This is a genomic window from Bacillus sp. WC2507 (assembly GCF_052656125.1).
Genome location: NZ_JBQXPN010000003.1, coordinates 14482 through 28887 on the forward strand (window position 1 = coordinate 14482; position 14406 = coordinate 28887).

A 14406-nucleotide genomic window follows, 5' to 3' on the forward strand; every position below is an offset into this window, starting at 1 on the left:
TAATTAGGTTTTTCTGAGAACTAAAAAAGAGAGCATGGCTCTCTTTTTATACTATTTACTATTTAGTTTTGTTTCAAATTCAGTTAAATGAGTTGAAGCGTTATTAAACTTTTGTTCAGAAATTTTAATGGATTTTCTTGCTTCTTTCATTCTGTCTTCCATTGGAGCTAAACCTCGTATTCCTTCCAATATAGCATTTGCTGCATTTCCTCTATAATTTGCCGCAGCACCAAACTCTTCTCTAAATTTATTTATTTTCTCTTTTAAAGTTGGGTCATTTATTTTATCAGAGGAATTAAAGTTAATATTCTTATTTGACAATTCCCTGTATTTAGTAGATACAAGCTCCATCTGTTCTTGTAAAGTATTTTGGTTTATAGTTGCTGGAGTTTCCCACTCTTTGTTGAAAACTGATTTTACTTCTTGATTCCATATATCATTATACTCTTTTATCATGGAATCAATTTTAGGCTTAATTTCATTTTTGTATGTAACATCATCCGTATTTGAAGAAGTTTGAGGCTGTTCTTGTTTAGTTGTAGTTCCTCCATAATGTTGATCTATATTGAATCGAATTTTATATTTTTGTGTCTTCGCAATTGTTATTTCAGGACTTTGTTTATTTATTTCAAAAGTGAAATCAACCCATTGTATAGATTCTAAATCTTTTGTTCCGTAATCATTAAATACAATTTTATTATCCTGTGTATCATCTATTTTTTTAGTAGGATTTATAAAATTTTGTTTAATAAATGTAGATGGTTCAAATAGTTCGCCCTGATCAGTAGTAGCACGCATCCTATTAAAGCTAAAAGAGAAAGTAGAATTTGTTGTATTTTCAATTGTAAATGCAATACGGAGGGAACCCACGTCTTTTCCATTTGAAGTCCTTTCTTTATTAGTTAAAGATAGTTGGTTCATATTAACTTTAAGCCCATCAAAGTTATCTTCGAATTTCGCATTATCATAAATTATGAAATGCTCATTATTTGTACCATTAGGACTATATTTATATGGACCTGCATTAATAGTTGTATTTATTTCTTTTACTGGTACATCTTCTTTTGTATCTTTTTTCTGTTTATCATTTGTTTTTTTTGTGTTCTCTTGCTTTAATTTCTCCGCTCTGCTAGCAGTATCATTAGATTCACACGCTGTCATCCCCATAAATAAAGTACTACATGTTAAAGCTACTAATAATTTCTTATTCAAAATTCAATTCCTCCAAATATTCAAATGTAATATTTATTATAACAAATTTAGTTACCTGTATTGCTATTTTTAAAAAGTATCCACTTTGGTGTCTTAGTTTAAAAAAGTACCCATTTTCTTGTCTTGATATGAGGACAAGAAAATGGGTACTAAATGAACTGTATCCGTTAATAATTCAGCATTTTATACTATAAAATTAGTTGCTCCTTTCATGTCTTTTTACATTAAAGGAGAACAGAAGCTTTCCTCCGCTTAGACCCCTTAAATTAATGAAGTTTTGAAGACTATTTCAATTACGAATGAAATCAAGAAATACATACAGAATAAGGCTCGTTACCTCTTATTTGCATGCTAATTAAAACATCCTGCGAATAAGGAAGAACAACGTTATACGTTCACTCAATCTCTCATCAGCAGGAACTGGTTTCGCCCTCTCATATATAGGGGGCATTCTGATGACAAATTTCGACGTTTTTTCAAAGAGAATTTATTATGAGAACGCGTTTTTTTAAAAGGGTCGCTGTTACAAATATGGAGAAATATAGAAAATCATCGAAAATGATTGCACTTTGGGTTAACATAGTATTAAGGTAACTTTCTTAAGTAAGTATTTAAGGGGTGAATAATTTGAGTTTCACTAATAAGAGACCGTTAATTTTTATAGTCCTACTGTATATTGTATTGATAGCTTTTAACTATGCTAATCATAATCATTTCAATTGGTTTGAAAACCTTATAAAAACACTATTTATAGTAGCGTTTTTTGAAATTATGATGTGGTTATTTTCTTCAAAAAAAACAACCTCTAGAAGATAAGAGGTTGTTTTTTATCAATCACCAGGTTTTTCCAGTCCATCCTTCTTCTTCATATATACATGTACCTAGATACCAAGCAAGTTGACCAGCTAAACTAACTAAATTACCTTTGACGCCTAATCTAATCATTTTTCTAGCTGCTAATTCATATTCTTTGTTAGTAATATTAGCAATAATAGAACCTAAAAAACCTACTGATAGAAATTCTACATAATTTGCAATAAGTTTTCTTTCTATACAGTTATCTACAGCTTCTGTTTCTTGTTTGAATGGATCTTCATAGCCAGGTGGTGTATTTACACGTTGGATTTCTTGTCTCAATTGTTCTAATTCTTCAGTTTTACCATATTTGTTTTCTATCATATCGATATCAATATCTACTACTCTTCCATGTTTATCTCTAACTGAAGCTTCTTCAACAACAAATTTCAATTGTGCAGCTACTTCTTGTACTAATTTTTCTTCTTCACTATTGATCTCTTGAGCTTTGGAGATTCCAGCGAAAGAAGTTGTAAACAAAGCTAGCACGAGAGCCATTGATACAATATTCCTTAACATAGTCTTCATTTTTAATCCCATCCCTTTTTCCTTATTTATGCTTTTTTACCGGTATTTTCTAGCACAACTCTATCTTAATACATAAAGCTATAAAAATATATACCCTACAGAAAGCGGAAAAATAATGAAATTCAACGATTATTACCTTTAAAACAGCGGTTTCAAGATATTTACAATTTTATTATTTGAATATTCTGTGTTTTATTTATCAATTAAATTGTGGATACAGATATAATACTAGATATTAGATTTACTGTTTTTAAGAGCACGATTTGGGAGGGCCCCATCACTATCAACCTAAGAGAAGCAAGTACACAATAGCAGAAAAATAATGAAAAAAATAATAAAAAAGCTTATCATTAAGTACTATAGGATAAGCTTTTTTGTCTATATGTATTAAATTTTATTTGATCTCTTCCAAGCTATTACTGTAATAAGATATTGAATACCAAATAGGAAAACGAAAAGTATAATGAATTTTGCTATTGCTGCTAACCATCCACCCAAATCTTCAGGGAAGTAATATTTGTATGTAGTAGCACCTATTGCGACAAAAGAAAAAATAAAGGTATTACTCATTTTTTCTTTTAATTTTTCTTTTAATTGCTCTTTATTATTAATATCTGTTTCATAAACACCAGTTAGAATAGATTTAATAAAGAAGAAAATCATATAACAAATTATAATAGCTAATGAAGCCATCCATTCTAGGAATGGGTGGTGTAGATATGCTCCCCTTATTACAACATCTATAAAAGCTAAAAGTAGGACAATAATTCCAGATTGCGCCCAAATTTTCATTTCGATTTGTTGAATTCTTTCATCTGAGTGTGTACTGAGTGAAAACCATTTTTTTAGTTTTTCCATTTTAGAGTTCCTCCCAAAATAATTTATCTAAATTCTTATCTATTGTTTTAGCTATATGCATACAAAGCTTTAAAGAAGGGTTACACTTATTGCTTTCAATAAGGCTACTGGTTCGTCGCGTAACGTTTACAACATCGGCCAACTCCTGTTGAGTTAGACCTTTTTAACTCTTCCCATTTTCTCTTTACTTACAAACATTAAATAAACCTCATTTGTAAAGTTAACTTCATACCACAATATCTTATATTCTATATATTAAATTATCAACAAAATATATGAAATATATATTTTACATTAAGACATATATATATTACTAAACTCTTTATTTTTTTATCTAAAACTATCCTACAAATATAAGAATAGAAATTTTTTCTGTAGACGCCTTTTTCTTTTAGCTATTTTCGTATCCCCAATGTAACCCCAAGGGATTTATGTATCCGAGTTTTTGTGTACTTTATATTAATTATGCATAATTACATAATTTTTCTTTATATAACGATATTGAAATTTACATTTTTAACCTGTAAAATACAGGATGTTAAATAAATACCTAAGGAGTTGTTAATATGAAAAAATTTATGGGCATGTTAGCTATGTGTTTTGCACTTACACTAGCATTTTTACCAACTATTTCAAAGGCGGATTCTTCTCCACTACGAAGTGTTAGCATTAGTGCTGTAGGCGATAATAACAAAATGTATAGTGCAAGTTCTTACTTATCTATTCCTGTTCTTAAAGGCGATTATCTTTATGTGAAAGTTAGTGAAGTAGGTACACCGGATTCATATTCAGAAGCTTTAACTATTAATGGTGTTAGATATGCAGGAGGTTCTTTAGACGAAGTCAGTTCTTATACTGGTCCATTCGGATCTGAAAAAACATTTAGATTACGTATCAAAGATTCGTACATCTTCTCAAACACACCAAATTCAACAAACACTATAGCTTTTGAAGCTAGAGTTCCTTTCTCAATGCAAGTATTATCTAAAAGTATATCGGTTCATGTAGAATAATTTATAACATTATTATTAAATAAAAAATACATCCCTATAAGGATGTATTTTTTATTTAATTGAAGAAAAGACGATGCATACAAAATCAAAATCTAATTAACATATCATTTGATTATCGGTAGCAAGATCAAAGATGCCCCCTACTCTCGGAAAGAAACCTCCTTTTTCTTTAAATTATTTGCTTGTCTCGAATATAACAGCGAGGAATTTATATATTCGAGTTATGGTTTACTTTCATTTAAAATGCAAATACCAATACATTGCAACTTCATCGCTTTCTTCATGTATCCCTTTATATACTAAAAAATCCAACCCACCTAGTACAAACCCACATTTTTCATAGAACCTACATGCTGCTACATTATTATTTTGTGTTTCAAGCATTATACCTGGCATATTGCTTTCTTTTGCCCACTGTGTTGCTTGCTCAATTAACCTCCTACCAACTCCAAGTGAACGATATTTTTTATCCACCTTTATATCTTCTATGTAAGCATAGTGATTCCAATTCTTTTTCAATACCATTACTCCTATAATTTGGTCATGTAAAATTGCTATGTAAATTACTTGTTCAGGCTTATTTATATATTCAGTGTATGCTAGTTCATCATCATATTGATCTTGTAAATAACTTTTCTCATAACTTGGAACGTCTTCTACTGTATATTCTATTTGCTTATTTACTTTTGAAAGAGAAAAAATTAACCGGGAGTTTACTATAAAACTATCATCAATCTCCGGTAAATTGTCTAAATCATCTACTTCTAATTCTCTAATTAAAAGGTTCATCGTATTCTCCTTTACGTGGGACCTCCAATTCATATTATTCCCCCTAGTTCTTTCCATGTCCCTTATTCAATTCTAATTTACTAACTGATTAGCGTTATTGCAAATCAAAATAATAAAACCGCATCTCCAATTATTAGATAACTATCTAATACATTGGAGATGCGGTTCACTTAGGTCATTAATGTTTCAACTATTCTCTTTATTTGAAAATTACAGCTTTTGCGATATGGGAAAGCCCATGTAGGACTTTAGTCCGCCTTTAGGCATGGGATGAAAGTATCGTTTTTGCATAGCAAAACATGATATACTTCATTTATAGTCATGCAAAAGACTCTAAAACAACTGTTCTCTGAAAGCAGAATACATGTGAGGTTGGAGTAGCCAATTCTTCTACTCCGTAAAATGTGTTAAGTCGTCAAGAACAAGACGTTAAAACTTTTGAGAACCAACAACCTGTACGGTATGGTCACAGTAACGTAGCCCACGAACCTATATGGTCTGTTGTGGGAGTGGTGATGACACACCGCAATCTTGCACGTCAGCGATACCAGAAATGGACTTTGCCTTTGGTAGCAAGAATCCCACTGACGTTAGTCAGCTTGCCCCTTTAGGGGTGGGAATGTCAAATCTACCATACTAATTTAATCTTATATTCCTGAAGCCAACTATTAACTTGAAGTAAATAATCTATTATACCTCGTGCATCATTACCTGAAATTACTTCGTCTTTTCCTTCTGCAATAGCACGGACTCTTTCTACATTAATTAATGGCAAAATAGGTGATTGAGGATCGTTCAACACATGTAACATCCAATCACTAATACCTTGTAGATAAGAGGCATCCTTTGTGCTTGGATATGCACTTTTTTTGCGATAACGTACATCCTCTGGAAGTACATTTTCAAAAGCTCGACGTAAAATACCTTTTTCAATATTGTCTATACTCTTTATTTCGAATGGGACATTCCATAAGTATTCTACAAGCCGGTAATCGCAAAATGGAACTCGTACTTCAAAGCCATTCATCATACTTGTGCGATCTTTTCGTTCTAGCATAAATGGCAAGAAACGTGTAATAAACATGTAAGACATTTGACGTTGCTTCCTTTGCAGATCACTTTCACCTTCTAAAAAGGGAACCTCAGCAACCGCATCTTCAAATTTTTGTTTTTGGTATTTTTCAGGGCTAATCTTCGCTTTAAGATCCTCAGATAAAATTTCGGTACTATACCATAAATTAACACTCCAAGGGAATATCTCTGCATCTAAAAACTTTTCTTGATGGAACCATGGATATCCTGAGAATACTTCATCTGCAGATTCGCCTGAAAGTGCAACTGTTGCGTCTTTTTTCATTTCCTTAAATAGCAAATAAAGAGACGTTTCTAGTTCTCCAACTCCTGGTAGATCACGCGCTCGCATTGGAGTTAATAAATACTCTATTAAACTATCTGATCCTAACTCTATAGAGTGATGCTTTGTTCCTACATATTCAGCCACACGTTTCACCCAAGGTTCATCACGATCAAAACGAAGGAAGTCTTGCTCAAAGTCTTTTTCATCATTGATGAAATTCAGGGAATAAGTATGAAGACGTTCCCCTTTATTCCCAAATTCGTTTCCTGCTAAACCTGTTAGGCCACTTGAATCTAAACCTCCGGAAAGCATAGATACTACTGGTCTATCAGCAATTAACTGACGTTTAACCGTATCTTGTAAAATAGAGCGGATTGTCTCCACTGTCGTATCAATATCATCTATATGGTTTTTACTTTCAAGTTTCCAATACTGTGTCGTATTCGAGCCATTAGCGGTAAATGTCATATAATGGCCAGCACGCACTTCGTGTATATCCTTGAAAATCGCATGACCAGGAGTACGAGTTGGTCCAAGACAAAATATCTCAGAAAGTCCTTCTTTATCTACTTCTGCATCTACAAGTGGGTGCGAAAGTAATACTTTTAACTCTGAACCAAAGAGAATTGCACTCCCTCTTTGAGCGAAAAATAATGGCTTCACACCTAGATGATCACGACCAAGCATCAATTTCCCAAATCTTTCATCCCAAATACCAAAAGCAAAAATCCCATTTAAGTGTTGAACACAATCTTCTTGCCATTCTAAATAGGCATGTAGTAATACCTCTGTATCAGACTTTGTCTGAAATTCATGACCTTTCTCCTCAAGTTCTTTACGTAATTCTTGATAGTTATAAATTTCTCCATTGAACGTAAGACCAATCGTATCATTTCCATCTTTATACAGCATAGGTTGAAGGCCACCTTCAGGATCAATGACGATGAGACGTCGATGACCTAATGCCGCTCGCTTTGAAAACCAATGCCCCTCTGCATCAGGTCCTCGATGAATGATAGCATCTGTCATTTTTTTTAACGTTTCTTGTTCATTAGACAAGTCTTTAGACCAGTCTATCCACCCTGCAATTCCACACATAGTGTCTACCTTCTCTCAAATAGTATAGAAATCGACTAAAATCAGATATCAGTCGGTTTTTCATAAAAAAATCCGACTAAAAACATCTTTTAGTCATGTTTATATAATAAAATGAATCGAATGAAAAATCAAATAATTCAATCGATAAAGAAATCACTTTCCCATTTCACTTGAGTTCTCATCGTCCGATTAAAAAATTATTAACTTAAACTTTCACCTTTATCCTAAGCTATAAAGTTGCATTCTATTATAGTTATATACTGGAAATATGAATGATGTGTGTTATTCTATAAGGAGCAACTAGAGGACTTTCTATTAGGCGTTAATAAATGACAAATAGACTGATAGAGAATGTAATGAAAGAAAACTTCGCTAAATATTTCAAGGATAGGGTGTAGACAATGATAAAATTAGAAAAAGAAAATAAAAAAAAGAAAATCATTCAATCTGCCACAATACTGTTCTCTACGCGTGGTGTCCGTAACACAACGGTTGATGAAATTGCAAAGAAAGCTAAAGTTGGTAAAGGAACTATTTATTATTACTATACAGATAAAACTCAAATATTATGTGACTGCTATATGCGTCATATTCAACTTAAACGCTCACAATTATTTGATTTATATAAAGAGGAAAAGGATGTTTTACTTCGAATACAAAAAATCCTTCATTATATCAGCCTAGAATATCATCAAGACCCCTTTGTTTCTACACTCTTTCAAGAATATAAAGAGTACCATTCACCTGAAATTATAGCTTGTTTTAAAAAATCTGAAGAAGAAGCAATTAAAATGATAAGTAATTTGCTTGAAAAAGGTTATCAGCAAGGGACTTTTCATAAGGTACCATTACCGCTAACAGCTTTTATGTTAGTGCGAATGATTTTTAACTATGAACAGGATTATATGAAAGATGATAAAAGTGATAAAGAATTTCTGCAGTTGCTACAACATATGCTTCTTAAAAACTAGTTTTAACCACATACAAAAAATAATTTTGGTACAAATATATGAAAAAGAAAACCGCCTAAAAGGGTGGTCTTTTTTTGGCTTTAAATCACTTACTTCTTAATTTCTAATTTAAGAGCAAAAGCGAAATTAGAAATTTCTCTGAACCTCCAACGATGATAAATACGTTCAGCCATTCCAATTTCGCTATAGACCATATAATCACATACAGATTCTCCTTCTAAATAACGCTTATTAATAATCTCCCTCTGCATCTTACCAGTACAGCAATGACCCAATCGACTTAAAAACTGATCAATACGGAATGACATTAACTCCAGCCACTCTTCATGCCCGCTTTATTGCAAATTTGCAATTGCTACATCCTCCAATGGCTTTCCAACAGCATGTATAGGGCCACGTTCTCTCCTTTCATAAGGAGGAGTGACTTTCATTACCTTACGAATCATTCCTAATTGTTTATATAAGAACACCCTTTAACTCCCCTTGCGTGCTATTCTATCGATTTTTGGTAAGAAAGATAATTGTTTAATCATGTAAAACCACTGCTTTTTATTTTAAAATCACTTTTGTCTTAACGCTTCGCGTCTACGTTCATAATAAGGACTATGCATCCCCATTCCCCCAACTTCACGAGTACTTAATTTCTCTTTTTGTTTTTTCTACTTTCTTTTCTTGGATTGCTTTTTCACTCACGTAACTGATCTCTTAGTACCTTCATTTTCCCATCTCTCTTTTCATAATAAAAAGAACACCTATTCCTAAAACAGCTTTCATTGCTGCTTTAATGAATTGATGTCCTCTAGTTTTCTAGTCGGACTATATAATATTTAAAATCCCTCTTCTAAAAGTTATTAATTTCTTTTGATTAACTTTATAATTTATGCATAACAACTATGATTTTCTTTTGTCAACATAATATTCAGTTTTATCTATTGTTTGATTTAGCTAATTCTCATTTTGGCTATTTTAATTTATTTATTAAAATTCCCCATTTGATAATTTCAAACTACAAGCGTATGAATATTATTAGTATTTTTAAACAAAATAAAAATTACACAACACATTTTCATTATTTTAAAATTTATCTACATCATGTAAATTCTCAAAAAATCCTCCCGTAAATCTATGTTTTCCACCTAGGCGTAATATTTTTTCTAGACCATCCATATCTTCCGAAGGAAATACAGGAATAGGAACGGTATTTATATTCTCCATGTACTCAGGTAATAACGATCTTAACGCGATATCCATTCTTATTTCGCCCGCACGCATTAAAGTATTAATCTCACTATCATGAAAGCTGTCTAAATCAGTGCGAAGACCAGCTAACAGACTTTCAACATCCTTAGAACGATTTGGTAATTTATAATCAGGTAAAGAAGTTTTATCATTATAAAAAGGATTATTATTTTTTTCGAATAAAGATTGAATAGGTTTACTAAGAATAAGTTGCAATCCTGGGTATATTTGGGGATCTAAGGTTTTTAATAGTCTTCTCCTTAAAACTACAATTTGACTATTAGATGTATCTAAAATCCGTTTCGTTAATTCAAAATGTGAAGGTACTTCATCTTCTTTCCAAAATTTTTCAGATGCAGAAGCGTCTAATACAAGGTAAATTTCATCAATACTTGCGTCTGGATCTGGAATAAATTTCATAGGCTCTTTTCTATGCTTTGTATTTGAAAGGGAACTACTGTTTTTGTTCTCACCATCTGATATTAATATCGGCTCAGTCCCAATATTATCAAAAACCCCTCCATCAGAAAACCAAAGTGTGTCAAATTTCAACAAAGGATTCCCCTGCATTCTATTTTCTGGATCACTAAAATTTCTTCCCTCTAATGATAGTGACATAGGTGCAAATAAAACTGGAAAAGCAGCTGAGGTCGCAACAGCATAAGAAACTGTAATATCATCAAAATCATTTGATTTTCCAATAAGTGTTCCATATATTTCTTGATTGGAAAAATAAAACATCCTCATCGTATCTAAACAAGTTGTATTACAGTACCATTTTATAGGGGAATTTTCTAATTCCTTCATCCTTACCCCTTCACATAAATATTTATCTAACATTGTCGGAAAGGCTTTGCTGCATTTTTCACGAATAGACTTGAAAGACAATGCTTGTTTTGTAAACGAATTTGTGAGTAACTTTGTACGAAGGTCTATTTGTCCTAATTTTACCAATGGATTCACTACGCGTTCTTCAAAATCATTTACATTACGGAATGATCCACCTTTATGCAATGCAAGCATAATAGCGGCGGCAGTAATGCTGCCACCTGAAACAGAACTAATGCTATTTACACAATGATCTAGCTTGCATTCAACTAAACGTTTATATCCCCCTAATGCATAAAAAGTCGCTCTAAACCCACCTCCAGAAAACGCTAATTTCAACTCCTTCTTCATCTATGATTCCTCCTTAACTCTTCCACCCATAAAGTTCGAGTAAAGTTATGCAAAACGTTTAAATATAAAATACTTATTAGTAATAAAGTAATTCATGGAATGTATCACTTACATGTGATACATTCCATTCAACAAATTGGAAATTAGTTTTGTTTTTTTCTGATATTCAAATCTCTATCTGTACTCTTTCCCATGGTACTTAATAAATCCTACAGGGCGATGAGTAAAGTGTATTACCGCATACCCTGGATTACCTTCGCTTGGAGTCGCGGTAGTTTTATCTAAATACTCACCTTGTAATTCAATTTCTTCTCCCTCTTCTAAATCTGGAATACGATTTGGTATTCCTAAATTATCCCCATAACGAATCGCACAAAATACTATCGTATCGATGGTTAATGATTCTGGTAACCCATGAGCATCAATAAGTTCTACTTGATCAACTATAATATGTTGATGAGTACCCCCTTGAGGGTTTGTATCATCTTCTTCCACTTGTTTTATGATTCCTTTAACATGAACAATAGGACCGTGATGTGATAATGGATGACGATGATGCTCCATAGGATGGTCAGCTAAAGTGTGACCATAATGAGGATGTCTTTTTAAATTTTCAATCATAATTCTACTTCTAAATTTTATTATAGATATTGCTCTTTCTTGAACAATCTTTTGTATGTTATATCAAGATTATTCATCTTTTATTTATATTAGTATAAATAGAAATTCAAAGAATACCTTTTAAAACAGCGTTTTCATTCAACTTTATGATCGGATTTCATATTTTTGTACAATCACTTTTCCTTTTTGATAAATAGAATATATTGATACCTCAAAAAAGGAGAGTAAGATAAAGATGGCTGATTACTTTTACAATAATGATAAAAAATATTATAAAAAACAATCAAATTCTGCACAGCAAAATACTTCCTGCTCCATTGCAACACATACGATCTCTGGTACTGGGATTAATTTAAATGGAAATATACTACTAGATATTTTTGTTCCCCCTAACTCAACAATCACTGCATTTGAAGATTTCACTAACAACCATAATAAAGCATTACTTCAATTTTTTGTTATTGGTGGTCTCCCTCCTGTTACAGTAACCATTGTGACAAGGACTTCTTCTAGACCAATTACTGTTACTTTGGAGGCCCTTGATACTAGAATATTTCAAGTAGAAGATTTAAAAAGTCTTATTTTCACAAATGCAACTAACGAGAATGGTGGAGTTAGTATATTCGTTGAAAAAACATTCTGTATTTGTTGTAATAGTGAAAGTAACTCTTGCGATAAATATTACAGTTAATTAAGTATGTAGTAATTATCTTATGACATTTTCTAAAGGGCACTTATACAAGTGCTCTTTTTCTCTTGTTATGAAATAAAGACTTCACATACATTAAAATCTTTAGTTGATGGACATGTGGCGAACCCCTAATAATATTCTTGCTTTTAAATCATTTTAAGTATATTATATTCATATGGTAATATAAGAATTATAGTATACTGAAAGGAATCAAATCTATTTATAAGATTTAAATCCTTTTCAAAGATAAAAAAATTTCATCAAAACGTAATATAACTTATACTTGTCTTTATAAGATGTATCTAATAAAAACGCATTTTTTATCAATACAATTGTGTTTTTAATATAAATAAGCACTTTTAAATAGAAGTTTATTTACTTTCAATGATAAGAGTTAGTGTTCTAAAATATAGAGAAATAAGGCACCATATATGGTACCTGACAAACTTGAGAGGTTTTGTATGTAGTTTGCTCATTACAGATAACAAAAGAGCCTTACCTATCTAGGCAAGACTCTACTAGTTTAGTTATATAATATTTACATAACAACTAAGAAACTAAAAACATATAGCACCAAGTAGCAGAACCCTAATACTCCTCCTACAGCTAATACCTGTTTAGCCCAACTTTTAATTTTCAGATTACTATAAATCACTTGTACTCTTTCCATATTTCCTCCTATTATGGCGAACCCTTAAAGACTCTCATCTCCGTATATTACCATTAAAGAATGACTAGTAGAGATATAAATTTTGTCTAAACGTATAAATATGCAATATTGCATACAAAAATGTATTGTTATAAATGTAAGCGCTTACTATAATAAGGTTATAAAGATTCAACACATCTTAATACAAAAACAGAGGAGAGAATAATATGGAAATCGCAATGGCAGTTTTAAAATTTATAAGTGGAGCAATCCCATTAATTCAAGAACTTCTAAAAGCATTTATGTAATTTCATTATTTAGCAATTCTTTATAAATATTATCATACAAATGATCTGTATATCAAAGATAAATTGATTTACAGATCATTTGCGTGAGCAAGGTCCCTTTAATATTATTGAGGGACCTTTTAAATTTTTAAACACTTAAGGTTACATCACATCAACATCAAGTTAGCAAAACAAAATGAAAAATACGCCAACCATTCCTATGATTCTCCAAAAAGAATAGCGTATTTTTCATTTTGGAGCATTTTAAATTATATACGTCTACTTTAACATCGATAAGCAATGACTAATGTCTCCTATTCAATCGTACTGATCACCCATGCCATGTTCTAAAGGAACCCTCTTGGCTAAAACGATAAAAATAAAGAGAGACTCTTGTCCCCCTCTCCATAAGTACTTTTATTTTTAAATTTTAAATTTTAAATCATGCCTTTTAATATTAAACCCAAAACCGACATAGTGATTGCGCTAATAATAATTCGTAGAATCCAAGTTGTATTCAAGCTAATCTTTTCTAATTGCTTATTAATTGTAGCTATGTCTTTCTCATTAATTGTTGTGCGAGTTTCTAGATTACGAATATCTCTCATAATTTCTTTTTGTTCTGCTTTTAAACTGTCAATTTTTACATAAACATCTTCCAATACGTTCACACCCTTTTATAATCGTAATAAAGCAATCTTTACATGATATGAGACAACCTTATTAATGGTGAATTCATTGCAGGAAATTCCATACAAAATTCGTATTTTGAAAAAACTTGAATTAATTGAGGGATACACACGCTGCAGACTATAAAGCGTTAAAAAGATATAATTAAAAAATCAGTTCCTTATGATTCGTTTTTTATTTTTCCTTCATTACCTCTAACAGCTTAAATTTTCAAATTGCAGTTAAAGAAAAAACATTTTATTTGTTTATCCTTTTTTGTAAGTTAGATTAAGAAATACCTTCTTAAACCTTGATATAAATACATCTGTCATCTTGTAAAATAATTTTAAGATAGATTTTATGGGTTATTAATTGAATAATCTACAGGAA

The 14406-nt window shown here is 31.4% G+C and carries 12 protein-coding genes and 3 pseudogenes; 4 read left to right on the forward strand and 11 right to left on the reverse strand.

The genetic code is table 11. The annotated features are described in order from the left end of the window. Positions 1 to 51 precede the first annotated feature (51 nt). The 4 genes and pseudogenes from ACUN28_RS28010 to ACUN28_RS28025 all read right to left on the reverse strand — a co-directional run bounded on the left by ACUN28_RS28010 (position 52) and on the right by ACUN28_RS28025 (position 3651). Positions 52 to 1212 (reverse strand): ribonuclease, encoded by a 1161-nt coding sequence (locus tag ACUN28_RS28010; protein ID WP_116329365.1) that lies wholly within the window; start codon positions 1210 to 1212, stop codon positions 52 to 54. A gap of 834 nt (positions 1213 to 2046) precedes the next feature. Then, a complete protein-coding gene (locus ACUN28_RS28015) occupies positions 2047 to 2607 on the reverse strand; it encodes a hypothetical protein (protein ID WP_016089897.1) in 561 nt (186 codons plus the stop codon). Between the two features lie 375 nt (positions 2608 to 2982). After that, complete coding sequence (locus tag ACUN28_RS28020) at positions 2983 to 3453, reverse strand: DUF6773 family protein (RefSeq protein ID WP_016089896.1); 471 nt, start codon at positions 3451 to 3453, stop codon at positions 2983 to 2985. A 1-nt stretch (position 3454) separates the two neighbouring features. Next, a pseudogene (locus tag ACUN28_RS28025) lies at positions 3455 to 3651 on the reverse strand (helix-turn-helix transcriptional regulator). A 368-nt stretch (positions 3652 to 4019) separates the two neighbouring features. Between ACUN28_RS28025 and ACUN28_RS28030 the strand changes: the two are divergent. Further along, positions 4020 to 4466, forward strand: coding sequence for a hypothetical protein (locus ACUN28_RS28030; protein ID WP_016089895.1), 447 nt, complete (start codon positions 4020 to 4022; stop codon positions 4464 to 4466). Between the two features lie 234 nt (positions 4467 to 4700). Here the strand turns inward: ACUN28_RS28030 and satA are convergent, their stop codons facing one another. After that, on the reverse strand, positions 4701 to 5255 hold the full coding sequence (satA, locus tag ACUN28_RS28035) for a streptothricin N-acetyltransferase SatA (RefSeq protein WP_445423534.1): 555 nt from the start codon (positions 5253 to 5255) through the stop codon (positions 4701 to 4703). Between the two features lie 628 nt (positions 5256 to 5883). Then, entirely contained in the window at positions 5884 to 7710 is a 1827-nt protein-coding gene (gene asnB, locus ACUN28_RS28040) for an asparagine synthase (glutamine-hydrolyzing) (RefSeq protein ID WP_445423432.1), read from the reverse strand. Positions 7711 to 8111: 401 nt separating this feature from the next. Between asnB and ACUN28_RS28045 the strand changes: the two genes are divergently transcribed. Further along, positions 8112 to 8681, forward strand: a complete 570-nt coding sequence (locus tag ACUN28_RS28045) for a TetR/AcrR family transcriptional regulator (protein ID WP_445423433.1) — start codon at positions 8112 to 8114, stop codon at positions 8679 to 8681. Positions 8682 to 8770: 89 nt separating this feature from the next. Here ACUN28_RS28045 and ACUN28_RS28050 read toward each other — a convergent pair. The 3 genes and pseudogenes from ACUN28_RS28050 to ACUN28_RS28060 form a co-directional block, all read right to left on the reverse strand. Then, a pseudogene (locus ACUN28_RS28050) lies at positions 8771 to 9214 on the reverse strand (ArpU family phage packaging/lysis transcriptional regulator). Positions 9215 to 9755: 541 nt separating this feature from the next. After that, positions 9756 to 11099, reverse strand: a complete 1344-nt coding sequence (locus ACUN28_RS28055; RefSeq protein WP_445423434.1) for a patatin-like phospholipase family protein — start codon at positions 11097 to 11099, stop codon at positions 9756 to 9758. Between the two features lie 174 nt (positions 11100 to 11273). Then, positions 11274 to 11720 (reverse strand): hypothetical protein, encoded by a 447-nt coding sequence (locus tag ACUN28_RS28060; protein ID WP_016089889.1) that lies wholly within the window; start codon positions 11718 to 11720, stop codon positions 11274 to 11276. A gap of 235 nt (positions 11721 to 11955) precedes the next feature. Between ACUN28_RS28060 and ACUN28_RS28065 the strand changes: the two genes are divergently transcribed. Further along, the gene (locus tag ACUN28_RS28065) at positions 11956 to 12411 is read left to right on the forward strand and encodes an exosporium protein D (RefSeq protein ID WP_445423435.1); all 456 of its coding nucleotides are present in this window, start codon (positions 11956 to 11958) and stop codon (positions 12409 to 12411) included. A gap of 538 nt (positions 12412 to 12949) precedes the next feature. On the opposite strand, the gene ACUN28_RS28070 is transcribed toward ACUN28_RS28065, so the two are convergent. Then, positions 12950 to 13081: a hypothetical protein gene (locus ACUN28_RS28070; RefSeq protein WP_256942707.1), complete on the reverse strand. Its 132-nt coding sequence runs from the start codon at positions 13079 to 13081 to the stop codon at positions 12950 to 12952. A gap of 100 nt (positions 13082 to 13181) precedes the next feature. On the opposite strand from ACUN28_RS28070, the pseudogene ACUN28_RS28075 reads away from it, so the two are divergent. Beyond that, positions 13182 to 13368, forward strand: a pseudogene (locus tag ACUN28_RS28075) (hypothetical protein). Between the two features lie 416 nt (positions 13369 to 13784). Here the strand turns inward: ACUN28_RS28075 and ACUN28_RS28080 are convergent. Continuing rightward, entirely contained in the window at positions 13785 to 14009 is a 225-nt protein-coding gene (locus tag ACUN28_RS28080) for an XpaF1 protein (protein WP_016089887.1), read from the reverse strand. Between the last annotated feature and the right edge of the window lie 397 nt (positions 14010 to 14406).